The organism is Acinetobacter sp. NIPH 817 (genome assembly GCF_000368405.1).
In the GTDB taxonomy this organism is placed as follows: Bacteria; Pseudomonadota; Gammaproteobacteria; order Pseudomonadales; family Moraxellaceae; genus Acinetobacter.
Map to the genome: position 1 here is coordinate 430,487 of NZ_KB849419.1, position 21,910 is coordinate 452,396.

Annotated in this window: 27 protein-coding genes; 18 read left to right on the forward strand and 9 right to left on the reverse strand. The window is 40.8% G+C overall.

Translation table 11 applies throughout. The annotated features are described in order from the left end of the window. Positions 1-91 precede the first annotated feature (91 nt). A complete protein-coding gene (locus F968_RS03370; protein ID WP_004790190.1) occupies positions 92-562 on the forward strand; it encodes a 2-thiouracil desulfurase family protein in 471 nt (156 codons plus the stop codon). Positions 563-565: 3 nt separating this feature from the next. Here F968_RS03370 and F968_RS03375 read toward each other — a convergent pair whose 3' ends face one another. Both F968_RS03375 and pncA read right to left on the reverse strand, forming a co-directional pair. Continuing rightward, the gene (locus tag F968_RS03375; protein WP_004790192.1) at positions 566-1,528 is read right to left on the reverse strand and encodes a bile acid:sodium symporter family protein; all 963 of its coding nucleotides are present in this window, start codon (positions 1,526-1,528) and stop codon (positions 566-568) included. Positions 1,529-1,581: 53 nt separating this feature from the next. After that, positions 1,582-2,226 carry a bifunctional nicotinamidase/pyrazinamidase gene (gene pncA / locus F968_RS03380; RefSeq protein ID WP_034596109.1) on the reverse strand — a complete coding sequence of 215 codons (645 nt, stop codon included), beginning with the start codon at positions 2,224-2,226 and terminating at the stop codon, positions 1,582-1,584. Positions 2,227-2,555: 329 nt separating this feature from the next. Between pncA and dapA the strand changes: the two genes are divergently transcribed. From dapA to F968_RS03405, 5 genes are all read left to right on the forward strand, one after another. Further along, positions 2,556-3,449 (forward strand): 4-hydroxy-tetrahydrodipicolinate synthase, encoded by an 894-nt coding sequence (gene dapA / locus F968_RS03385; protein WP_004790197.1) that lies wholly within the window; start codon positions 2,556-2,558, stop codon positions 3,447-3,449. Between the two features lie 15 nt (positions 3,450-3,464). Beyond that, entirely contained in the window at positions 3,465-4,070 is a 606-nt protein-coding gene (locus F968_RS03390; protein WP_080645798.1) for a lipoprotein-34 precursor (NlpB), read from the forward strand. A 35-nt stretch (positions 4,071-4,105) separates the two neighbouring features. Continuing rightward, complete coding sequence (gene purC / locus F968_RS03395; RefSeq protein ID WP_004790203.1) at positions 4,106-4,825, forward strand: phosphoribosylaminoimidazolesuccinocarboxamide synthase; 720 nt, start codon at positions 4,106-4,108, stop codon at positions 4,823-4,825. A gap of 191 nt (positions 4,826-5,016) precedes the next feature. Beyond that, positions 5,017-5,220, forward strand: coding sequence for a hypothetical protein (locus tag F968_RS03400; RefSeq protein ID WP_004790205.1), 204 nt, complete (start codon positions 5,017-5,019; stop codon positions 5,218-5,220). A 152-nt stretch (positions 5,221-5,372) separates the two neighbouring features. Then, the gene (locus tag F968_RS03405) at positions 5,373-6,221 is read left to right on the forward strand and encodes a formate/nitrite transporter family protein (RefSeq protein ID WP_004790207.1); all 849 of its coding nucleotides are present in this window, start codon (positions 5,373-5,375) and stop codon (positions 6,219-6,221) included. 1 nt (position 6,222) lies between these two features. Here F968_RS03405 and F968_RS03410 read toward each other — a convergent pair whose 3' ends face one another. From F968_RS03410 to F968_RS03420, 3 genes are all read right to left on the reverse strand, one after another. Then, positions 6,223-7,488, reverse strand: coding sequence for a replication-associated recombination protein A (locus F968_RS03410; RefSeq protein ID WP_004790208.1), 1,266 nt, complete (start codon positions 7,486-7,488; stop codon positions 6,223-6,225). A gap of 105 nt (positions 7,489-7,593) precedes the next feature. Further along, positions 7,594-8,766 carry a PQQ-dependent sugar dehydrogenase gene (locus F968_RS03415; RefSeq protein WP_034596112.1) on the reverse strand — a complete coding sequence of 391 codons (1,173 nt, stop codon included), beginning with the start codon at positions 8,764-8,766 and terminating at the stop codon, positions 7,594-7,596. A 108-nt stretch (positions 8,767-8,874) separates the two neighbouring features. After that, complete coding sequence (locus tag F968_RS03420; protein WP_004790211.1) at positions 8,875-9,333, reverse strand: YcgN family cysteine cluster protein; 459 nt, start codon at positions 9,331-9,333, stop codon at positions 8,875-8,877. Between the two features lie 193 nt (positions 9,334-9,526). On the opposite strand from F968_RS03420, the gene F968_RS19530 reads away from it, so the two are divergent. From F968_RS19530 to ahr, 8 genes are all read left to right on the forward strand, one after another. Beyond that, entirely contained in the window at positions 9,527-9,685 is a 159-nt protein-coding gene (locus F968_RS19530) for a DUF1328 domain-containing protein (RefSeq protein ID WP_002053759.1), read from the forward strand. A gap of 170 nt (positions 9,686-9,855) precedes the next feature. Beyond that, entirely contained in the window at positions 9,856-10,593 is a 738-nt protein-coding gene (locus F968_RS03430) for a dienelactone hydrolase family protein (RefSeq protein ID WP_004790213.1), read from the forward strand. Between the two features lie 183 nt (positions 10,594-10,776). Further along, on the forward strand, positions 10,777-11,139 hold the full coding sequence (locus F968_RS03435; RefSeq protein WP_004790215.1) for an HIT family protein: 363 nt from the start codon (positions 10,777-10,779) through the stop codon (positions 11,137-11,139). Positions 11,140-11,280: 141 nt separating this feature from the next. Beyond that, complete coding sequence (mutY, locus tag F968_RS03440; RefSeq protein WP_004790216.1) at positions 11,281-12,315, forward strand: A/G-specific adenine glycosylase; 1,035 nt, start codon at positions 11,281-11,283, stop codon at positions 12,313-12,315. Positions 12,316-12,362: 47 nt separating this feature from the next. After that, positions 12,363-12,899 (forward strand): M23 family metallopeptidase, encoded by a 537-nt coding sequence (locus tag F968_RS03445; RefSeq protein WP_004790220.1) that lies wholly within the window; start codon positions 12,363-12,365, stop codon positions 12,897-12,899. Between the two features lie 9 nt (positions 12,900-12,908). Then, positions 12,909-13,154, forward strand: coding sequence for a hypothetical protein (locus F968_RS03450; RefSeq protein WP_001287364.1), 246 nt, complete (start codon positions 12,909-12,911; stop codon positions 13,152-13,154). 30 nt (positions 13,155-13,184) lie between these two features. Beyond that, entirely contained in the window at positions 13,185-13,745 is a 561-nt protein-coding gene (locus tag F968_RS03455; RefSeq protein ID WP_004790221.1) for a DNA-3-methyladenine glycosylase I, read from the forward strand. A gap of 37 nt (positions 13,746-13,782) precedes the next feature. Next, positions 13,783-14,811, forward strand: coding sequence for an NADPH-dependent aldehyde reductase Ahr (gene ahr, locus F968_RS03460; RefSeq protein WP_004790223.1), 1,029 nt, complete (start codon positions 13,783-13,785; stop codon positions 14,809-14,811). A 2-nt stretch (positions 14,812-14,813) separates the two neighbouring features. Here the strand turns inward: ahr and F968_RS03465 are convergent, their stop codons facing one another. Next, entirely contained in the window at positions 14,814-16,238 is a 1,425-nt protein-coding gene (locus F968_RS03465; RefSeq protein ID WP_004790225.1) for an aminotransferase-like domain-containing protein, read from the reverse strand. Between the two features lie 90 nt (positions 16,239-16,328). On the opposite strand from F968_RS03465, the gene F968_RS03470 reads away from it, so the two are divergent. Next, complete coding sequence (locus F968_RS03470; protein ID WP_004790227.1) at positions 16,329-16,703, forward strand: hypothetical protein; 375 nt, start codon at positions 16,329-16,331, stop codon at positions 16,701-16,703. Here F968_RS03470 and F968_RS03475 read toward each other — a convergent pair. Then, positions 16,687-17,589 carry a LysR family transcriptional regulator gene (locus F968_RS03475; RefSeq protein WP_004790228.1) on the reverse strand — a complete coding sequence of 301 codons (903 nt, stop codon included), beginning with the start codon at positions 17,587-17,589 and terminating at the stop codon, positions 16,687-16,689. The two genes, F968_RS03470 and F968_RS03475, sit on opposite strands and share 17 nt — an antisense overlap. A 120-nt stretch (positions 17,590-17,709) precedes the next feature. On the opposite strand from F968_RS03475, the gene dkgB reads away from it, so the two are divergent. Then, positions 17,710-18,513, forward strand: coding sequence for a 2,5-didehydrogluconate reductase DkgB (gene dkgB, locus F968_RS03480; protein ID WP_004790229.1), 804 nt, complete (start codon positions 17,710-17,712; stop codon positions 18,511-18,513). Positions 18,514-18,517: 4 nt separating this feature from the next. Next, entirely contained in the window at positions 18,518-19,708 is a 1,191-nt protein-coding gene (locus tag F968_RS03485; protein ID WP_004790230.1) for an MFS transporter, read from the forward strand. A 40-nt stretch (positions 19,709-19,748) separates the two neighbouring features. On the opposite strand, the gene F968_RS03490 is transcribed toward F968_RS03485, so the two are convergent. Continuing rightward, on the reverse strand, positions 19,749-20,402 hold the full coding sequence (locus F968_RS03490) for an START domain-containing protein (RefSeq protein WP_004790231.1): 654 nt from the start codon (positions 20,400-20,402) through the stop codon (positions 19,749-19,751). A gap of 50 nt (positions 20,403-20,452) precedes the next feature. Then, positions 20,453-21,274 (reverse strand): 4-hydroxy-tetrahydrodipicolinate reductase, encoded by an 822-nt coding sequence (gene dapB, locus F968_RS03495; RefSeq protein ID WP_004790232.1) that lies wholly within the window; start codon positions 21,272-21,274, stop codon positions 20,453-20,455. Positions 21,275-21,457: 183 nt separating this feature from the next. On the opposite strand from dapB, the gene F968_RS03500 reads away from it, so the two are divergent. Beyond that, positions 21,458-21,817, forward strand: coding sequence for a hypothetical protein (locus F968_RS03500; protein WP_004790233.1), 360 nt, complete (start codon positions 21,458-21,460; stop codon positions 21,815-21,817). Positions 21,818-21,910: the final 93 nt, after the last annotated feature.

The following is a 21,910-nucleotide window of genomic DNA, read 5'->3' on the forward strand; positions in this document are numbered from 1 at the left end:
ATTAAGCTATTTTAAAATTTATGGTCAGTTTTCAAATTTTGTTTATGATTTCTACAATAAGCCCCACCATCCATTTGATTTAGGAAAACTTATGATCTTAGTCAGCGCCTGTTTAATTGGTGAACCTGTTCGATATGATGGTAAATCTTGTCCAAATACTTTACTTAAGCAACTATTACTCAATAAAAAAGCCCAATCATTATGCCCAGAGTTATTAGGGGGTTTTACGACTCCTCGCTTACCCGCAGAAATTGTGGGCGGAACAGGTCAAGATGTACTTGATGGCAAAGCAAAAATTACCGATTCATCGGGTTTAGATGTGACTGATCTATATTTAAAAGGTGCTTATCGCACACTAGAAGTCGCACAACAAATAAAAGCAAGCTGTGTGGTTTTAAAAGAAAATAGCCCTTCTTGCGGCAGTCAAAAAATTTATAACGGAACTTTTCAAGGGGAAAAAATTGTGGGAACTGGAATTACCACAGCACTGTTACAGCGCCATGGTTTTGAAGTGATTTCTGAAAACGAAATTGAAGATTGGTTAGTAGATCACCCTCTTTAAAAGTTACTCAATTTTGTTTTTAGCAAGATCATTTACATCTTTACGACTTGCCCAGTAAGTCGCAAGCGCAGGACCAGAAATATTGTGCCAAAGGCTGAAAATTGCGCTGGGTACGGCCGTAATTGGAGATGCAGCAAAATGTACTGCTGCCAGCGCAACACCTAAGCCTGAGTTTTGCATTCCTACTTCTACGGCAATTGCCTTACTGTCCGCATAAGGTAATTTAAAGAAACGTGCCGCGGTAAAACCTAATAAATATCCAAGGCCATTATGCAATATCACCACAGCTAAAATGAGCAAACCCGACTGTAAAATTGCCGCTTTACTGCCGCCAATAATGGCTGCCACAATCGCGACAATTGCAATGACTGACACTAAAGGCATCACTTGAATATAGGACTCGACTTGACGCTTGAGCAACGTTCTTAAAATTAACCCAACTACAATAGGAAGCAATACCACCTGCAAGATTGAAATAAACATAGAAGCTGCATCAATCTTTAACCATTGGCTAGCAAGCAGATAGAAAATAGCAGGTGTTAACACAGGTGCTAAAAGCGTAGATACCGATGTACAAGCCACCGATAAAGCCACATTGCCTTTGGCCATGTAGGTAATCACATTTGAAGCAGTTCCGCCCGGACAACATCCCACTAAAATGACGCCGACGGCGATTTCAGGGGGTAAATTAAATAATTTACATAAGATAAATGCCAAGCCCGGCATCACTGCAAACTGCGCTACGACCCCAATTAATACTGCTTTAGGGCTTTGTAATACCCCTTTAAAGTCGTCTACAGTCATAGTCATTCCCATGCCGAGCATAATAATCCCCAAAATCCATGGAATGTATGCTTTGAGCCAAACAAAAAATTCAGGCTGCCATAGCGCTAGCGCTGCAAAAACAATCACCCATAGGGCAAAAGTTTTTTGAATAAATTGAGTAAAGCGCAAAAATGCAGCCATATTTTCTATCCCTAAAAATAAAATATGAAAGTTAAAATACTAGACCAATATACTTAGTGCTTACTCAACAGATCAGTCGATTGAATACGGACAACACCTTGTTGCTGCATGGTTTGCCACGCATTTTCTAATGAACCATTCAGATCAATACCTTTGCAGGCATCTTCAACCACTAAAGTTTTAAAACCTTGTTTTACTGCATCTAAAGCGGTCCATGCGATACAAAAATCTGTGGCAATTCCAACCACATAAACCGTATCAATGCCACGCTCTTTTAAATACCCCGTTAAACCCGTCATTGTGGTGTGGTCTGCTTCCATAAAAGCTGAATAGCTATCAATATGCGCATGAAAGCCCTTTCGAATAATCAGTTGAGCGGTCGATATATTTAAATTCGGATGAAATTCGGCATCTTGAGTACCCTGCACACAATGCTTAGGCCAAAGCACTTGTGGCCCATAGTCGAGTTCAATGGTTTCAAATGGCTGCTTACCCAAATGGTTTTGTGCAAAAGATATATGATTATCGGGATGCCAATCTTGCGTCAGCACAACATTTTCAAAATAACCTGCCAATTGGTTAATGGTTGGAATAATTGTATCGGCATCGGCAACTGCTAAGTTTCCACCCGGTGTAAAACCATTTTGTACATCAACTACGATTAAAACCGCATTTTGTGGTTGTTTATTCATATTCAGGCCATCTTCAATCCCAACCGGGAAAATTGCATTCTATCTTGCCATAAAAAAAGTACATATTAAGTAAGGTCCATTCGAATCAGGCTCTATTGTTATATTTACTGGCCTCTCTCAGCTGACAATAATGAAAACATCCTATCTTTTCCTCAAGTTTACCTTGCGATTATCCGTTAGGCGTATTGTTCTTATGCGTCTGATCAGTCATAATTTGCATAATTGTCATTCAACAATCTGTTATTGTTAGAACTGGACAATCAAAATACTGCAACCATCCCACATTTTGTTTTTCTTACCTCAGATTCGGATGGATAAATAGGATATTTTTAAAAATGACTCAGCAAGCACAGACCATTCAAGGCTCAATCGTCGCAATCGTCACACCAATGTTGAAAGACGGCGGTGTAGATTGGAAGGGTCTTGAGAAGCTGGTTGAGTGGCACATAGAACAAGGTACAAACAGTATTGTAGCCGTCGGTACAACCGGCGAAGCCTCAACATTGAGCATGGAAGAGCACACACAGGTTATTAAAGAAATTATTCGTGTAGCCAATAAACGTATTCCAATTATTGCCGGTACTGGTGCAAACTCAACCCGTGAAGCAATCGAATTAACTAAAGCTGCGAAAGATCTTGGCGCGGATGCAGCTTTACTTGTGACGCCGTACTATAACAAGCCAACTCAAGAAGGCCTATTCCAACACTATAAAGCGATTGCTGAAGCCGTAGAACTACCTCTTATTCTTTATAACGTACCAGGTCGTACTGGTGTAGATCTTGCAAACGATACAGCTGTACGTTTAGCAGAGATCTCGAATATTGTTGGTATTAAAGATGCGACAGGTGATGTACCTCGTGGTAAAGCATTAATCGAAGCTTTAAATGGCAAGATGGCTGTCTACTCAGGTGACGACGAAACTGCTTGGGAACTCATGCTTCTTGGCGCTGACGGTAATATTTCGGTTACTGCAAATGTTGCACCTAAAGCAATGAGTGAAGTATGCGCTGTTGCGATTGCTAAAGATGAACAACAAGCGAAGACGATTAACAATAAGATTGCAAATTTACACAATATTCTATTTTGCGAATCAAACCCAATTCCTGTGAAATGGGCACTACATGAGATGGGACTGATTGATACTGGTATTCGTTTACCACTCACTCCTCTCGCTGAGCAATATCGCGAACCTCTCCGCAATGCCCTAAAAGATGCGGGAATTATTTAATAAGAGCAATTTATGATGCAATTACGTCTTGGTTTAGTCCTTGCAGTTTCAGCCTTGAGTTTAGCTGGTTGTGGTCGCTTCGCAATTAATAATCACTCTTTAGATTATAAAAATGCCAAGCAACTTGCCCCGCTTGAGTATCCTGCCGATGCAACTGTACGACCAGTGACACCTTTGTATCCTGCACCAACTGTTGACCAGCTCGCTATTGAGCACGCGCCGAAGTTTGAAAACCAGCGTGGTAACCGTTTTGCATTGCCACGCCCTGAACAAACTCAAGGTAACAATGCAACAGCAGATGCATCTGCTCAAACGACAACTGCGCTTGGTCGTCCTCAGCTTGTGACCGACGGTAATAAAAACCCATTATTAAAAGTTGATGGGAATACGACCGAGATCTGGCAATATACCAAAGCGACATTAAGTACTTTAAATTACAACATCATCGCTCAAGGCAGTAATCAGGCGACGATTAAAGTAAATGACAATACTTATGTGCTTAAACTTACTGGTGTAGGTTCAAGTCATACTCTTGCTCTATTTAATGTAGACAACACTTTTGCAAGCCCAGATGTGGCCGCTGAAGTGTTAAACCAGATTTACCAAAATTGGCCAGCCTAGTCGTTTACTAGGCATTTTTTTTAAAAGGTTCCCTCATGTTAAAACAAACCTTGCTCTATACTGGTAAAGCAAAATCTGTATATGAAACAGACAATGCCGACCATCTGATTTTAGTCTTTCGTGATGATGCCTCTGCGTTCAACGGCGAAAAAATCGAACAACTAGATCGTAAAGGCAAGGTGAACAACCTTTTTAACGCCTTCATTATGGAAAAACTTGCTGCTGCGGGTATTGAAACGCATTTTGAAAAATTGCTTTCTCCAACTGAAGTGCTTGTTAAAAAACTTCAAATGATTCCAGTTGAATGTGTAATTCGTAACTACGCAGCTGGTTCTCTATGCCGTCGCTTAGGTGTAGAAGAAGGTAAAGAGTTAACTCCTCCTACATTTGAATTGTTCTATAAAGATGACGGTCTAGGCGACCCAATGGTTAACGAATCTCAAGCGATTGCTTTAGGTTGGGCGACTGCTGAACAATTAGAACAAATGAAAGTGTTAACTTACCAAGTAAACGATGTATTAAAAGCATTATTTGCTGAAGGCAACATGATCTTGGTGGACTTCAAGCTTGAATTCGGTGTTTTCCATGACCGTATCGTGCTTGGTGATGAATTCTCTCCAGACGGTTGCCGTCTATGGGATAAAGACTCTAAGAAGAAACTCGACAAAGACCGTTTCCGTCAAGGTTTAGGCGGTGTTGTTGAAGCTTATGAAGAAGTTGCTGCTCGTTTAGGCGTAGATTTATCTGCTCTCTAATCGTTCAAACTTCATGAAAAACCGGGCTTTAGCCCGGTTTTTTTATATAAGGTATTTTAGAAAATAAATAATGTAGACAGATTTGTCTATTAAAGTAAATTAGCACTTGCACAAACTCAATTTAAAACACTAAAATCTAAAAAAACATTAAGCACTTCACAATAATTAAATTTCAAAACTAGGGTAAAGCTATGGAAATATCTAAGCTTGAAAAGAGATTAATGAATCATCCAATCCATTTTGGTGAAAATCCTTTGGTCTTATTAACTAACTTTAGCAATTCAGCCTTAAAACAAGGCTGGAGTCAGGCAGAAGTCGAATCTGTTATTTCTAAAGCCTCTCAAGGTGATTATATGGCACTGATCCGCACGTTAAGGGCTTATACATTTCTTTAATCTTATTGCTGATGATCTGCTGCCATTTAACATTCAATTTATAAAAAGACACATAAAGCTGTTAGGAATCGACTGGATTTATTCCAAGCACTGCCTTATCAATGAATAAAAATAAGAAATATAAATTATTTATTCAGTGAGGAGTAAACCTGATGGATCATGAAATAGAGGAAAAAAAGGTCGAGAAAACCTTAAGCTGGCGTGAAAAAATGGCAGTTGAAGAACATGAAAAACTGTCACCCCGTTTGGTCTATGAAATTATCCGCCGTGATGGTGCCGAAGAGCTGGATCGTCCAACGGCTGCACTGATTTTTTCAGGGATTGCTGCGGGTTTAATCATCAGTTTTTCATTTGTATTTAAAGCGATTATTGCCTCTTACCTCCCAGCTGATGCGGTCTGGACCGATTTAATCACCAATATCGGTTATACCATTGGGTTTCTGATCGCTATTTTGGGTCACATGCAACTCTTTACCGAGAATACTATCACCACTGTTGTGCCTTTATTCAAACCCTTTACCTTCGATAAATTACGAGCAGTGGGCCGCTTATGGGGAATTGTGATTCTCTGCAATATTCTTGGGACAGCATTGGCAAGTTTATTTTTCTTAACTACTCACCTGTTTACTCCAGATATTGACAAGGCACTGGATGAACTCGCCCATCATGTTGGTTCCTTTTCTGCCACCCAGAATATGCTTAAAGGTATTATGTCAGGGCTGTTAATTGCTGCCTTAGTCTGGATGTTACCCTCAGTTAGTAATAAGTTCCTGCTCATCTTTTTCATGACTTACTTGATAGGACTGGGTGACTTTACCCATGTAGTGGTGGGCTCTACAGAAATGTCCTATCTCGTCTGGCAAGGAGAGGCTTCCATTAATGACTATCTGTTTACTTTCCTCGTCCCCACCACTATTGGCAATATTATTGGTGGTACAGGCGTGTTTACACTACTGATTTATGGTCAAGTGACTGAAGAACTAGAGCGGAAGCATAAATAAACTATTGTTCCTGCTGCCATCTGCGTTGCTGTAAGCGCTCACCTTCAACCTCACGCTTATTTCTCGCAGATTCATAGAGTTTGGTTCCCTTTAACTCAGGTGGCAAATAGTCTTGCAACACAAAGTGCTCAGGATAATCGTGAGGATAGAGATAATTAATCCCATAACCTTGTTGCTTCATCAGCTTGGTCGGCGCATTTCTCAAATGCAAAGGCACAGGTAAATTTGCCGTTTTTTCAGCAAGTTCTAAGGCCTTATTAATCGCTAAATAAGTACTATTACTCTTTGCACTCGTTGCTAAATAAACCGCGGTTTGGCCCAAAATAATTCGAGCCTCAGGCATCCCCACCGCTTGTACAGAGCGGAAACACTCACCTGCAAGTAATAGCGCATTAGGGTTAGAGTTTCCAATGTCTTCTGAAGCTGCAATCAGCATACGTCTTGCAATAAAAACCGGATCTTCTCCGCCTTTGAGCATACGTGCCATCCAATACAGGGTTGCATCTGGATCACTACCACGAATTGATTTAATAAAAGCAGAAACGAGATCGTAATGCTGCTCACCCGATTTGTCATAACGCGCAATATTTTGCTGAGCGACTTTCACCACCACCGCATTGGTAATCGTGTTTTCAATTTCTGGTTCAAATGTACTTGCAATTAAATCCAGTAAATTAAGCGCTTTACGAGCATCGCCTGCTGCGAATTGAATGAGAGCATCGTATTCTTCAACATGAATATAACGCTCTTTTAAGAATTTATCGGCTTGAAGTGCATTATTGAGGAGTGTCTGAATTGCCTCACTGTCTAAACTATTTAAGGTATAGACCTGACAGCGAGATAAAAGCGCACTATTCACCTCAAAAGATGGGTTTTCAGTCGTCGCGCCAATTAAGGTAATTTTGCCTTTTTCAACTGCACCCAATAATGCATCTTGCTGTGATTTATTAAAACGATGAATTTCGTCAATGAAAACTACAGGTGTCAGTAAATCACCACTTTCTGCAATCACTTCACGTAATTCTTTTACACCCGTATTCAGCGCAGATAAGCTTACAAATGGGCGATCTATCGCTTGAGCCAAAAGCAAAGCAATTGTTGTTTTACCAACGCCTGGTGGCCCCCAAAAAATAATAGAAGGCAAATGTCCCTGATCAATCATTTGACGCAGTGGCGCATGTTCACCTAATAAATGATCTTGCCCAATAATTTCAGACAAGTCTCTCGGGCGCAGGCGTTCAGGAAGTGGAATATGGGTGTCTGACATCTCAAATGGCTTTATCGTCTTTTCACTATAGTCTATTGTGTCTCACAGAAATCTACAATTTGAATCTATGAGACACGCCCTTTATTTACAAGCTATTTCCTAGCTTTAAGAGGGTTTCTTACTTAGCTTCAGTAAACGCGCATTTGAGCCGTCTTCAATGACCCAAATCGAGCCATCTTGTGCTTCATGTAATCCACGAATACGTTTTTTCATATCTAATCTTTGAACTTCTTTCACTGGTTTATGCTCTAAATCCACCACAATAATTGCTTCTGAAGATAGCCCGCCAATTAACGCCTTATTTTTCCATGCAGGAAATTGTTGTCCCTGATAAATGATTAGGCTCGATGGAGAGATTACGGGAGTCCAGTCAATTTCTGGTGCTTTAAATTCTGGGCGAGTGTGATGGTCTGGAATAGGTTGACCTGAATAATGGTCTCCATTTGAAACGATTGGATAACCATAATTTTCACCTTTTACGATGACGTTAAGCTCATCACCACCTTTAGGCCCCATTTCAACTACCCAGAGCTGTCCTTGGCGATCAAAAGCCATACCTAATGGATTACGATGTCCTAGTGACCATATTTCAGCAGTGACCCCACCTTGCTTATAAAAAGGGTTATCTACAACCGCAGAACCATCCTCATTTAAATGCAAGATTTTACCCAAGTTACTTTTCATGTTTTGAGCAGGGTCAAACTTTTGTCGTTCACCTGAACTGACCCATAGCTTACCGTCTGCACCAAAAAGCATACGATGTCCATAATGGCCTTGTCCTGAAACTTTGGGTACTTGCTGCCAAATCTGCTTTATATCGTTAAGTTTTGGCTGATTGGCATTAGATAAATCTAATTTAGCGCGTGAAATTACTGCTCCAGATCCGCCTTGCCCTTTCGCAGCATAGCTGAGATAAACCCAGTGATTCTTCGCAAAGTCAGGGTGTAAAACGACATCTCCTAAACCACCTTGCCCCCCATAGTTCACTGCTGGAACGCCTTGAACATCCAAGATTTGTTTATTTTTAGGGTTAAAAATTTTTAATTTACCTTGCCGTTCAGTGACTAATAAACGCTGATCAGGCAAGTTGGTCAAAGCCCAAGGTTCATTGAATTGAGCAAATATTTCAGTTTGATAAGGTTGTTTGGTTAAAGCAGTCTGCTCTGTTTTTACAGACGTATTTTGTTCAAGATTTTTTGAATTTGTATTATTAGACCCACAAGCTATCAACAAAAAAAAGCTACTACATAATAATGGAGTTGCTAATCGTCTCATCATTCTTGTCTCCTTTTGTTTTTATTGTTATATAACGGAGATGAGCAAAAAATTTACGATAAAATGTTACTTTATAATACGTTGTAATTAAAAATGCCCATCACGAGCATATTAACGCACCCATCGTACGACATAATCTTCAAGATCATCTTCATGGACATCAACTTCTGAAAGACAACGTCCAGCAACTGACTTTTTCGCCTTAACAACGCTTTGTCTCGAACCTGTATTTAAATAATGCCAAGAAGGTAGATTTTTGCCTTCATTCAAGCGCTTATAAGCACAGCTCGATGGTAACCAATGAATTGTTTTTAAAGACTCTGGGGTTAATTGCAAACAGTCAGGCACTTGCTGCTGACGATTTGGATAATCGGTACAACGTCCTGTATCACAATCGAGTAACTTACAAGCCACTTTGGTATAAGCCACCTCATGGGTATCTTCATCTTCAAGCTTGACCAAACAGCACAAACCACACCCATCGCATAAAGCTTCCCACTCAATTTGAGTGAGTTGCTCTAATGGATAGTTTTTCCAGAAGAGTGGTCGAAGTGAGGTCTCGGTAGACATAATGTTTTAGCAGCTGATGAGATGAAACAATGACTAAGTATAACATTGAAGTCGTCTGTACGAAAAAAGAAGCTGTATTCCTAGCATCACAAAATGATTGTTTAATATACATTTCAACCACATAAACGACACATTCGGTGCAAAAAACAAGCTATATAGTTAAACAACAATGAAAAAATAAGGAGAACAGCATATGTTCCGTTGGGCTATAATTTTTGCAGTGATTGCACTCATTGCCAGTCTATTAGGGTTTGGTGGTGTTGCAGGACTATCTAAAGACTTTGCCGTGATTTTATTAGTTGTGGCTGTAATTCTGGCTGTAATTGGGTTCATTTCCCGAGGCAGAACGTAACTTAATCATGATCACCTAAAAAGAAGGAACTGGTTTCCTTCTTTTTTATTGCGTGAAGATTTCTATCTTTTGTTTTGATGTAGATTCTTACACAGTTATTTATATTACTTTTATCTTTTTATGCTTTAATCAAGCGTGTTTAAATCTCTTTAAATTTCAGGATTAAGGTTATGAGTACAGCAATTAAAACCCGTGAAATTCAATATACTGCACCAGATGGCAGCCATTTAATTGGTTACTTTGCGGCTCCAGATAGTGAAACACCTGTTGCGGGTGTAATTGTTGGTCCTGAGTGGTGGGGTCGTAACGAATATACTGAACAACGTGCACGTGAGCTTGCTGAACATGGCTATGCTGCGCTTGCAATTGATATGTATGGCGATAAAAAAGTAACCTCGACTGCCGCTCAAGCCTATGAATGGATGATGCAGACATTTGAAAATTTAGATACGGTTACTGATCGTGCCAATGCAGCACTTCAAACTCTAGCGGCCCAACCAGAAGTAAACAGTGAAAAACTTGCTGCAATTGGCTTCTGCTATGGTGGAAAAGTCGTGCTAGATCTTGCTCGCTCAGGTGCACCACTTAAATCAATTATAACATTCCATGCGACATTAGCTCCGAAAGCACCTGCTCAAAAAGGCAGCATTCAGGGTGAAGTTTTAGTACTACATGGTGAACTAGACAGCATGGTCACCTTAGAAGATGTTGCTAATTTTGAAAAAGAGATGCAAGCTGCTGAGGTTAAACACGAAGTAGTGGTTTTAGAAGGTGCTAAACATGGCTTTAGTAACCCACTTGCAGATGAGAAAGCTAAAGCGAACGGTGTAGACCTTGGCTACAATAGCGAAGCTGAAAAACAAGGCCTTGCTAAAATGTACGCTTTGTTAGATCGTACTTTAAAATAAAAGAAGCCAATTTGGAGCAAATGTTTTTTCGCATTTGCTCCCTTAAATGTTTATGACTTTGCAATATTTTTACTGTATTTTTTAAACCATACTTCAATAACTATACTCCCGTTGAGCTAGACCAAAGCCTAGTCTTATTTCCCGCACTCGGGGTTTAATGGAATAACATGAGAGGATACAACAATGACTGACAAGAAATGTCCGTATTGCGAATTTGATGAATATGACATCATTGATAAGAATGAATTTGCTGTAATTTTGCCTGATTCTAATCCACTAGCTAAAGGCCACTGTGTAGTAACACCACTGCGCCATGTTCGTTCTTTTTTTGATATCACTTCTAAAGAACATCAAGGCTTGCTTACACTCCTTGAAATTGCTCGCCACGAAACACAGCTTCGCCATCAACCAGACGGTTTCCATATCGGCTTCAATGATGGTGAAGTTTTTGGACAAAATTCAGATCATTTCCACATTCATGTCATTCCGTACTACAAAAACCAACCATTGAAACTTGACCAACGTTGGGGTGTACAAAAGGATTAATCCTTTTTATACATGAAACAGAGATTGCTCATTATCAAGTAATCTCTGTTTTAACACACTCTCGCTGTTCGCCTGCTTTAAACAAAATTTCATCTAAATTTCAGCTATAATTTAGCCCTTACTTCTCTTCTATAGCTGTTCATGCCTGAATTTTCTTTTTCTGATGCCCTTTTAAACTGGTTCGATCAACATGGTCGTCACGATTTGCCTTGGCAAGTTGCAGATGATCCGTACAAAGTTTGGGTTTCTGAAATTATGTTGCAGCAGACTCAGGTGAAAACGGTTCTGCAATATTTTGACCGTTTTATGGAGCGCTTTCCTACGGTAGAAACATTAGGTCATGCAACTTGGGATGAAGTAGCGCCTTACTGGGCGGGTCTTGGCTATTACGCTCGTGCACGTAATTTGCATAAAGCTGCTGGTCTTGTTACTCAGCAGGGCAAGTTTCCTGAAACACTAGAAGAATGGATTGCACTACCCGGCATTGGTCCCTCTACCGCAGGTGCACTCATGTCTTTGGGTTTACGTCAGTACGGCGTGATTATGGATGGCAACGTAAAACGCGTTTTAGCTCGCTTCTTTGCCATTGAAGATGATTTAAGCAAACCACAGCACGAACGTGAAATGTGGAAACTCGCTGAAGAGCTTTGCCCGACACATCGTAATCATGACTACACTCAAGCAATTATGGACTTGGGTGCAACTATTTGTACGCCCAAAAAACCGCTGTGTTTATATTGTCCAATGCAAGCTCATTGTCAGGCTTATCAGCAAGGTTTAGAACAAGAATTACCTTTTAAAAAACCGAAAAAAACACCGCCTGTTAAAACAGCAGATGTTCTTATTATTCAGTGCGAAGGTGAATGGTTCTGGCAACAACGCCAAGCCCATGGTCTATGGGGCGGTTTAATCTGTTTACCTATTTTAGAAAATGAACAAGAGCGACTGAGCTTAAGTCAGCAATTTAAACTGCAACCTCAACCGCAGACTTTCCAGATCAGTCATAGCTTCACTCACTTTACATGGCTACTTAATACTCACACGTTCCACGTGGAACCTGATCAAAAAGAACATCTGGCAATTGAACTTGAAGGCCAATGGCTAAGCCCAGAACAAGCTATTGCTAAAGGTGTTCCAACAGCTATGAAAAAATTGATCTCGACGAGTCGTTCGTGACATAGTGAGCAAAATAATTTTGATATGACTGTGACAGGGAGTATTTTGTGCGACGTTTTGTTTCTCATTTCTCACTTGGTTTTCTGATTATTCTATTGGCGGCCTGTGCCAGCGCGCCTAAAAAACCTGCCCCTCTTCCACCCGCTCAAGTCATCAAGCTCAAAAGCATGCAGCTTCCAAATCGACTGCCTGTACCAGTAAAAGGTGTCGATCGAGATGAGTTAAAAGACACATGGGGAGCTGCTCGCAGTCAGGGTCGTAGTCACGAAGGAATTGATATTTTGGCTCCACGTGGAACCAAAGTGTACAGTGCAACCGAAGGACTCGTTGCTGATCTTCGCAATAACAACTTAGGTGGCAAAGTCATCTGGATTTTAGGCCCAGCGGGAACATGGCATTATTATGCCCACCTTGATGACCACAAACGTGGCTTAAATGTTGGTGACTATGTCAAAAAAGGCGATCTAATTGGCTATGTCGGCAATACGGGCAATGCGCGTTATACTTCACCTCATCTTCATTATGGTCTTTACCTAGATGGTAAAGGACGTGGTGCTGTTAATCCTTATTCATATTTACGCTAGGAACATTTTATGTCGGAAGCGCTAATCAATCGCTTAGTAGAATTTGCCGAGTCTGGCAACCAGCAAAAGATCATTTTAAATGGCAATAGCTATCAAGGCTGGATCATGGAAATCAGCGATGATGCCCTGCTAATCAGTACCGGTTTTTCAGATAAAGTAGGTAAAGACTTTTGGCTAAAGTTTGAAGACTTAACTCAAGCTGAACTGTATTATTGGGATACTCGCCCAAATGAATGGGTGTTATTTAAACTTTAAAATTCTAAGATAAATATAAGGAGCATTATCATGAAAACTCAACGTTGCGGATGGTGTTCCGATGATCCACTCTATATTGCCTACCATGATGAAGAATGGGGCAAACCGGAACATGACGAAGCACGTTTATTTGAAATGCTGTGTCTTGAAGGCCAGCAAGCTGGTTTATCTTGGATTACCGTACTGAAAAAAAGAGAAAGCTATCGTCAGCATTTTTTTAATCATCCGATTGCAGATATTGCGTCATTTACTGATGACTTTTTAGAACTAAAACTATCCGATGCTGGCTTAATTCGTCACTTAGGCAAACTCAAAGCTATTCGTGATAATGCATTTGCTTGGCAAGCGCTCAAAGCACAAGTCGGTGACGTTCCTACATGGCTTTGGCAGTTTGTGGATGCAGCCCCACAAAATAATGATGTTGAAGATTACCGCCAAGCTCCTGCACAAACTGAACTCAGCGTAAAACTTTCCAAAACGCTTAAAAAGAATGGTTTCAAATTTGTCGGCCCAACCACCTGCTATGCTTTTATGCAAGCAGTAGGCATGGTCGATGATCATGAAAATAATTGTCAATTTAAAGCTTCATAACCCACCAGAACGGTTCAAAGCCGCTTAAGGAGTTCCAATGAGCAATAATACGATTCAGGCTTATGCTGCAATGCAGGCAGGTGAAAAACTAGTTCCCTATCAATTTGACGCTGGTGAATTGCAGCCGCATCAAGTTGAGGTAAAAGTTGAATACTGTGGTTTATGTCATTCTGATATTTCTGTTTTAAACAATGAATGGCGTTCTACGGTCTACCCTGTAGTTGCAGGCCATGAAATTATTGGACGAATTGTTGCTTTGGGTTCAGAAGCCAAAGGTCTACAAATCGGGCAACGTGTCGGCATTGGCTGGACCGCGGAAAGTTGCCAAGCCTGCGATGAATGTATTGGTGGTCAGCAAGTACTTTGTACGGGCGAAAATGTTGCAACAATCGTGGGACATGCCGGTGGCTTTGCAGATAAAGTCCGTGCGGGTTGGCAATGGGCCATTCCCCTCCCTGAGGATTTAGACGCTGAAAGTGCTGGTCCTTTACTTTGTGGCGGAATTACCGTTTTTGACCCACTCCTTAAACATAAGATTCAAGCCACACATCATGTCGGTGTGATTGGTATTGGTGGCTTAGGTCATATAGCTATTAAACTACTCAAAGCTTGGGGCTGTGAAATCACTGCATTTAGTTCTAACCCAGATAAAACAGAAGAACTCAAAGCAATGGGAGCCGACCATGTGGTGAATAGCCGCGATACTGACGCAGTAAAAGCTCAAAAAGGTAAATTTGATTTATTGCTGAGTACTGTGAATGTGACCCTAAATTGGCGTGCTTTCATCTCTACCCTAGCACCAAACGGTTCTTTGCACTTCTTGGGACTTACTCTAGAACCTGTTCCTGTTTCTGTCGGCTCTCTCATTGACGGCGCTAAGTCAGTGACTGGTTCACCTACGGGCTCTCCTGCTGCATTACGTCAGCTCTTAAAGTTTGCAGCACGTAAAAAAATCGCACCTCAAATTGAGCTATTTCCAATGTCACAGCTCAACGAGGCAATTGACCGTCTACACTCAGGTCAGGCACGCTACCGTATTGTGCTTAAAGCAGACTTCGCAGAATAAAACTAATTCACTGTTTTCATCTGTTGTCGTGACCATTCCGCCAAGTCACTAATTGCTTGGCGGACATCTGCTGTTAATTCATGACCCGCATTTAAACGAATGAAGTGCCGATATCGTTCATCCTCACCAAAAACATGGCCCGGTACCACGGTAATTCCTTCAGCTTTCGCAGTATAATAAAGCGCTAAGGTATCTACTTCCTTTGGTAATTGTATCCAAAGTGCGTAGCCCCCTTCTGGCTGACTTAACGCAATGGGAAGGCCGTCAAAGGCTCTTAAAATACAACTGCGATATTGCTCGACCTGTCGCATTAGATTTGGTCGTAGCTGCTCTAAATGCTCTCGATAACCACGGCTATAAATAAAATCAGCTAAGCCTAATTGTAGCGGTGTATTTACGCCAATATTGCTTGCCAGTAGCTCAAGTCTTAAATGCTGTAGCTTCGAACTTAAACAAAACCACCCCACCCGATATGCGCTCGACAGTGACTTAGAAACTGACCCACACCAAATGACATAGCCTTCGCGGTCCCAATAGCGAATCGGTAGCGGGCGTTCATTGCTGTAACCACATTCACCAAAAATATCGTCTTCAATAATAAAGCACTGATACTTTGCAGCTAATTCAGCAATCTTTTGTTTTTCCGCATTACTTAAACAATATCCTAAAGGATTTTGATAGTTGGCTGTCATCAGGCAAACCTTCGCCAAACCCTGATGCATCAATGATTCTAAGCGCTCAAGATCGACACCTCGATGATGCGCTGGAATTTCAATAATTTGCCGTTTTAAACTGGCTAAAAGCTGTAGTTGCCCATTGAAAGTAGGTGTCGGAATTAAAATACTATCGCCTACTTCTGTTAGGTGCTGAATGACTAACGACAAAGCGGGGATGCAACCATTGGTAATAAAAATATCTTCCGTTGCTATGAAGATTCCGTCTTCGCGCCAATGATCAGAAAGGGCTTTTCTTAATTGCTCATGTCCTTGTTTATTACAATAGAGAAAGTCTTGTGGCTGGCAATTTTTTAAAGCACGTTGAATAGAACGCCGTAAACCTTCTACTGGAATAAAATGAGGCGTTAACTGAATAGAGCCTAATGGTACAAGATGACTTTGTAAGGAAGCTTCTTGAATTTGATTATGCAGCTCTAGATTTGAGACTTGCCGAGGTAAAGACAAAAAGTCTGGACTATCAGGAATAGGACTAGATTGAGTACGAGCAACCACAAAATAACCTGATTTCGGCTTTACATAAATCAGTCCCCTCGCCTCAAGTAATTCATAGCAACTTTTTGCCGTGCTTAAGCTAATACTGTGCTGACGAGCGAAATCTCGTAAAGAAATCAGCTTCTGATGAGGCTTGAGCTCATCTTGATAAATTCGATGTGCTAATTGATTGGCAAGAACCTGATATTGAAAAGTCATTCTGTGCTGCTTTTTTAAAAATTTCTGTATCTGTACTGGTTTATAGAACACCTTTACGCTATAGAAATCAACTCAAAGAGTAGCAAGATCATGAAATTAAAAGCTATATTGTTATTTACTATTGTTTTAGCAGGTTGCCAGCCACAACCAAAAAACGAGCAGTACAGACATGCCGTTTGCCAAAGTCTCATTGAAGGTTATTTAAAAATGACCAATCAACAAGACTATAAAATGGAGCAACGCACTGATGATGAGGCCAGTACGATTTCTCATTATCAATATAAGCGTAATAGCTCAAATGAAGTTGTCATGGTGAATTCGCCTTATTCCAAATTATATTTTAGTTGTCGACAACAGCAAAAAAGCTATTTTCTGGCACAGCATTCATCAAAGGGACAAATCACTCCAATTTTAGAAGTTCATTTTCCGAGTGATGTCTATGGTTCTTTTAGAGAGCGTTTTTAAAGCCATCTTTTAACTGTTCTGCCAAAAACTCAATGAATAAACGGATTCGTTTTGGTAGATGCTCTTGTTGATAATATACAGCATGGATGCTTTGATATTGATGTTCAATTTGATCTTCGAATAATGCAATCAATCGCCCTTCTTGAATATCTTTCCAAATTTCAAATTCAGATAGTCGTGCAATACCATGGCCTCTAATCGTGAGTTGGCGTACCGTCTCACCACTAGAAGCTTTAATATTTGCTTGTGCAAAAAAATATTCATCGCCGATTTTAATCGGCCAGCTATTAATATAGGCAGGTCTGGTAAAACCAATCAGGTCATGCTGTTCGAGTTGTTCAGGCTGTGTTGGTGTGCCCTTAATCGCTAGATATTCTGGGCTCGCAACAATAAATAAGCGACTTTTACACACCAGTTTGGCATGCAGACTCGAATCATTAAGCTCCCCAAACCGAAATGCCACATCGGTTTTATGCTGCAATAGATCAATCACCTGATCATTACTATTTAACTCAATTTCAATATTTGGATAACACTCTCGAAACTTATGCATTAACGGCGCAATCACGTGTAAAACAAACGGCGTTGCTGAATCAATACGGATGAGTCCCGCGGTGCCCTGATCAGATTTTTGTAGTTCTTCTTCAGCCGCATTTAGTTCATTTAAGATTTTACGGGCCTTTACCAGAAACTGTTGCCCTTCTTGAGTGAGTTTCAATTTACGTGTCGTTCGCTCAAGTAAGGTTACATCTAGCTTCGCTTCCAAGCGTGTTAAAGATCGACTAACTCCCGAAGGTGTTTGTTTTAAATGCTCTGCTGCCGCAACAAAAGAACCCGTATCAACGATTGCGATAAACGCGACGAGTTCTTCAATTGTTGATTTCATGTCTTATTCCATTATTGACTAATGATCAAAGATATTTTGCTTATTCATCTATTTTTTCGCAACAATAAAAAAAGCAAAATGCATATCAAGTTAAATGATTATTCAAATTTAGGTAAACACATGAATATTCCACGTTTTGGTCTAGGTACTTTCCGTCTTAAAGAACAAGCAGTCATTGATTCTGTAAAAACTGCTTTAGACGTAGGTTACCGTGTAATTGATACTGCTCAAATTTATGACAATGAAGCAGCGATTGGTCAAGCCATTGCCGAAAGCGGTGTATCGCGTCAGGACTTATTTCTAACCACAAAAATCTGGGTAGATAATTTTGCTCAAGATAAGTTTATTCCAAGCTTAAAAGAAAGCTTAGAAAAGCTTCGTACTGACCACGTCGATTTAACTTTGATTCATTGGCCAGCACCAGATTTAGGCGTTTCGATTCCTGAAATCATGACGCTTTTACTTGAAGCGAAAGAACAAGGTCTTACTAAACAAATTGGTATTTCAAATTTCAATATTGAGCTTACCCAACAAGCGATTGATACAATTGGTGCTGAAAATATTGCAACCAACCAGATTGAGTTAAGCCCTTATCTTCAAAACCATAAACTTGTAAATTTCTTACAAGAGAAGAATATTGATGTCACTTCATATATGACGCTTGCGTACGGTAAAGTACTTCAAGACCCTGTTTTAGCTGAAATTGCAGCAGCTCATAAAGCAACGACAGCGCAAATCGCACTTGCGTGGGCATTGCAACGTGGTTTTGCAGTCATTCCATCTTCGACTAAACGTGAAAACCTGATTAGCAACTTAAAAGCACAGGATATCGAGTTAGCTTCAGCTGAAATGCAAATGATTGCCGAACTTGATCGTAACAGTCGTGAAGTTAGCCCAGAGCCATGGGCACCAGTTTGGGACTAAACTCATGAACACTCAATCAAATACGGCATTCTCGTTATTGGCATTGGCAATTGGTGCCTTTGCCATTGGCACCACAGAATTCTCACCAATGGGACTGTTGCCGAATATCGCTAATGATTTAGGGATTTCAATTCCAACAGCCGGAATGTTAATTACGGGCTATGCACTTGGCGTCATGCTAGGTGCCCCGTTCATGACCCTGTGGTTTGGTGGTTTTGCACGACGTAATGCGCTTATCTTCCTGATGGCGATCTTTACGGTAGGTAACCTGATAGCAGCGTTTTCACCAAGCTATATGAGCTTATTAGGTGCGCGTCTCATCACAAGCCTTAACCATGGTGCTTTCTTCGGGATAGGTTCAGTTGTAGCAGCAAGCATTGTGCCCGCACATAAACAGGCCAGTGCTGTAGCAACCATGTTTATGGGATTAACAATTGCCAATATTGGTGGTGTACCGTTGGCAACATGGGTTGGGCAAAACATTGGCTGGCGTATGTCTTTCCTTGCGATTTCATTGCTTGGTGTGATTACCATGCTCGCTTTATGGAAAGCATTACCACAAGGTATGGTTGCCCAAAAACCAAATGTGAAAGCTGAATTAAAGGTATTAACACGCACTCCTGTAATACTTGCTCTACTCACTACAGTGCTTGGTGCGGGTGCAATGTTTACGCTCTATACCTATATCGCGCCAAGTTTGACTGAGTTTACACATGCTTCACCGACCTTCATTACGTTTATGCTGATGTTGATTGGTGTCGGTTTCTCAGTTGGTAACCATTTAGGCGGTCGCTTTGCAGATTTGTCTATTAACAAAACTCTGATTGGTTTCTTGGTTCTGTTAATTGTGATGATGATGACTTTCCCAATCCTTGCACAAAGCCAGATTGGAGCAGCCATTGCATTAGTGATCTGGGGTGCTGCAACTTTTGCTTTAGTTCCACCATTACAAATGCGTGTAATGTCTGTCGCTCACGAAGCACCAGGGCTTGCCTCTTCAGTAAATATCGGCGCCTTTAACTTAGGTAACGCAGTTGGAGCAGCAGCAGGTGCGTTAGTACTCGATTTAGGTTGGGGTTATAGCGCAGTATCATTTGCTGGTGCTTTGCTAGCAGGGTTAGGTTTGTTATTGGTTTTATTCCAAATCAAACGCGAGACTATTCCCGCCCAAGCATTACAGCAGTGTTCAGATTAATAAAAAAAGCGCCTAATCTCAGGCGCTTTTTTTAAGTTATTTATTTTAAAATATCTGGTAATTTAGGTTGTTCATAAATCGGACTAGTCACTTCCCGCTTCATTTTCAACAACATCTGGTAAGGCTGTTGTTGAACAAACATATTTACGAAGCTGAGCGGAATCGCACCGGCTGGGTCAGCATAACCACTTGTGGTTACTTTAACTTTGTTATTCGCTAATTTCTGGAAGGTCCAATCCCCTTCATAGCGTGTTAAGCGCACTACATCAGGTTGTATCGGATAATTACTATTAATCGCCGTGTTCTTAATGGTAATGAGACCATTGGCCGCTTTACTCATTTTTCCTTTCACGACCACATCACGATCTTTTAAAGGAAAAGGAAAATCTAATAGCATATAGAGTGTGAATTCACCCTTTTTCTCATCTTGAGACAACATCTGAACCTTGCCCATATAAGGCACCCACTGATCAGCACGATTTACATCTAAAATCACAGCGACAGCGCGTTCAAGTGGCACATCAAAAGTCGTTTCAGCCTTATATTGAAAGACTGGATTATCAGTCTTTTGATAGGTCCAGACTTTAATATTATTACGGTCTAAGCTGAGTTTAGCTTTTTCCGTAGAAGCAGCCCCCGTCCAGAGGCTGCTTAAGCAAAGAAGAGTGGTCAAGGCAATTTGTTTTTTATTCATGTTCTGCTCTATCTTTTTTTTCTCGCTACACATGGAATACGTACAGGGTTTTAAACCTGTACGTCGTTCAATCCTAAAACATCTTTCATGTCATATTTACGCGCTTCACGGCCCACAACCCATGCAGCAGCTCGCACTGCACCAGCAGCAAAGTTCATACGGTTAGTTGCTTTATGAGTCACTTCAACGCGCTCACCTTCACCAATAAACATCACAGTGTGTTCACCAACAATATCCCCACCACGAATGGTTTCAAAACCAATCGTTTGACGGTCACGCGGACCTGTGTGCCCTTCACGTCCATAGACAGCAACTTCTTTTAGGTTACGGCCTAAAGTATCTGCAATCGCTTCACCCATCATTAACGCTGTACCAGATGGCGCATCTACTTTATGACGGTGATGAGCTTCAATCACTTCAATATCTACTGTATCGCCAAATACTTTTGCTGCAAGCTCAAGTAACTTGATTGATACATTTACACCTACTGAATAGTTCGCTGCATAAACCACAGGTGTATGAGTGGCAACTTCGTCTAATTCAGCTTTTTGCTCATCTGACATACCTGTTGTACCAATAACCATGGCAACCCCAGCTTCACGGCAAAGCTTCAAATGCTGAGCAGTTGCAACTGGTGCAGTAAAATCAATAATTACATCGCAATCTTTCAGAACATCGGTCAAGCTTCCTGAAACCTTCACACCCACTGAACCAATACCAGCAAGCTCACCAGCGTCAGTGCCCACCAAACTACTTTCCGGACGCTCTACCGCAGCAGCTAGTTGATAGCCTGCTTGTTGAACTGCTTGAATAAGCGTACGGCCCATACGACCGCCTGCACCTAAAATACCAATGCGTGGAGCTGCTGACATAATCCTTCTCAATCTTCTGTTTTACGTAATTTGTCTACTATATCAAAACTCTTTGCTCACAATAAAAAGTAAAAATTATTTTTTGAGATGAACTGAAATTTAAGCTGTTTTCACAAAAGTTAAAGAATTGATCTGCACACTACGGACCACGAATGAAAAAAAGATGACTATAAGGAGTTCAGCATGCATTCGAGAATTATTGGCTTTACCGTAATGATGGGGATTATGAGTTCAGTGGCTTTTGCAGAACCTGCAATCCAGCCAGGAGACACATTAGAAAGCTTATCTAAAGCACGTATTACAACTAACGTAAGTACTCAAACAGCAACACCTACAGCTCAAACAATAGCAACTGATGCCAACACTGACGTTAAAGTTGAAGATATTGACCCGATTATGGGCGAAATAGCAGCAGAGGCACCGAAAGTAGCTGTACAGGCAGAAACATTAGCCGCACCAGTAATCGAAAATGCTCCTACTCTTGCTTCTAGCGAACCGACTGTAAGCGTTAATGATATTGATGTTGCTCATCCTACAGAGTAAGCAGACGTAATTTTCTTTTAAGCAGAATAAAAATAATAAGATGAATCAGCGCAATAAAAAGGCGGATATTTTATCAATATCCGCCTTCTTTTT

What these genes read in the sequence shown, in the direction of transcription:
- dapA (WP_004790197.1), top strand. Translation starts at nt 2,556, where the DNA reads ATGACTCAGCAAGCACAGACCATTCAAGGCTCAATCGTCGCAATCGTC.
- F968_RS03375 (WP_004790192.1), bottom strand. Translation starts at nt 1,528, where the DNA reads ATGGCTGCATTTTTGCGCTTTACTCAATTTATTCAAAAAACTTTTGCC.
- dapB (WP_004790232.1), bottom strand. Translation starts at nt 21,274, where the DNA reads ATGTCAGCAGCTCCACGCATTGGTATTTTAGGTGCAGGCGGTCGTATG.
- F968_RS19530 (WP_002053759.1), top strand. Translation starts at nt 9,527, where the DNA reads ATGTTCCGTTGGGCTATAATTTTTGCAGTGATTGCACTCATTGCCAGT.
- F968_RS03390 (WP_080645798.1), top strand. Translation starts at nt 3,465, where the DNA reads ATGCAATTACGTCTTGGTTTAGTCCTTGCAGTTTCAGCCTTGAGTTTA.
- F968_RS03455 (WP_004790221.1), top strand. Translation starts at nt 13,185, where the DNA reads ATGAAAACTCAACGTTGCGGATGGTGTTCCGATGATCCACTCTATATT.
- F968_RS03435 (WP_004790215.1), top strand. Translation starts at nt 10,777, where the DNA reads ATGACTGACAAGAAATGTCCGTATTGCGAATTTGATGAATATGACATC.
- F968_RS03470 (WP_004790227.1), top strand. Translation starts at nt 16,329, where the DNA reads ATGAAATTAAAAGCTATATTGTTATTTACTATTGTTTTAGCAGGTTGC.
- ahr (WP_004790223.1), top strand. Translation starts at nt 13,783, where the DNA reads ATGAGCAATAATACGATTCAGGCTTATGCTGCAATGCAGGCAGGTGAA.
- F968_RS03475 (WP_004790228.1), bottom strand. Translation starts at nt 17,589, where the DNA reads ATGAAATCAACAATTGAAGAACTCGTCGCGTTTATCGCAATCGTTGAT.
- F968_RS03400 (WP_004790205.1), top strand. Translation starts at nt 5,017, where the DNA reads ATGGAAATATCTAAGCTTGAAAAGAGATTAATGAATCATCCAATCCAT.
- mutY (WP_004790216.1), top strand. Translation starts at nt 11,281, where the DNA reads ATGCCTGAATTTTCTTTTTCTGATGCCCTTTTAAACTGGTTCGATCAA.
- F968_RS03490 (WP_004790231.1), bottom strand. Translation starts at nt 20,402, where the DNA reads ATGAATAAAAAACAAATTGCCTTGACCACTCTTCTTTGCTTAAGCAGC.
- F968_RS03485 (WP_004790230.1), top strand. Translation starts at nt 18,518, where the DNA reads ATGAACACTCAATCAAATACGGCATTCTCGTTATTGGCATTGGCAATT.
- F968_RS03405 (WP_004790207.1), top strand. Translation starts at nt 5,373, where the DNA reads ATGGATCATGAAATAGAGGAAAAAAAGGTCGAGAAAACCTTAAGCTGG.
- F968_RS03465 (WP_004790225.1), bottom strand. Translation starts at nt 16,238, where the DNA reads ATGACTTTTCAATATCAGGTTCTTGCCAATCAATTAGCACATCGAATT.
- F968_RS03450 (WP_001287364.1), top strand. Translation starts at nt 12,909, where the DNA reads ATGTCGGAAGCGCTAATCAATCGCTTAGTAGAATTTGCCGAGTCTGGC.
- F968_RS03430 (WP_004790213.1), top strand. Translation starts at nt 9,856, where the DNA reads ATGAGTACAGCAATTAAAACCCGTGAAATTCAATATACTGCACCAGAT.
- F968_RS03415 (WP_034596112.1), bottom strand. Translation starts at nt 8,766, where the DNA reads ATGATGAGACGATTAGCAACTCCATTATTATGTAGTAGCTTTTTTTTG.
- F968_RS03410 (WP_004790208.1), bottom strand. Translation starts at nt 7,488, where the DNA reads ATGTCAGACACCCATATTCCACTTCCTGAACGCCTGCGCCCGAGAGAC.
- F968_RS03420 (WP_004790211.1), bottom strand. Translation starts at nt 9,333, where the DNA reads ATGTCTACCGAGACCTCACTTCGACCACTCTTCTGGAAAAACTATCCA.
- purC (WP_004790203.1), top strand. Translation starts at nt 4,106, where the DNA reads ATGTTAAAACAAACCTTGCTCTATACTGGTAAAGCAAAATCTGTATAT.
- dkgB (WP_004790229.1), top strand. Translation starts at nt 17,710, where the DNA reads ATGAATATTCCACGTTTTGGTCTAGGTACTTTCCGTCTTAAAGAACAA.
- F968_RS03370 (WP_004790190.1), top strand. Translation starts at nt 92, where the DNA reads ATGATCTTAGTCAGCGCCTGTTTAATTGGTGAACCTGTTCGATATGAT.
- F968_RS03500 (WP_004790233.1), top strand. Translation starts at nt 21,458, where the DNA reads ATGCATTCGAGAATTATTGGCTTTACCGTAATGATGGGGATTATGAGT.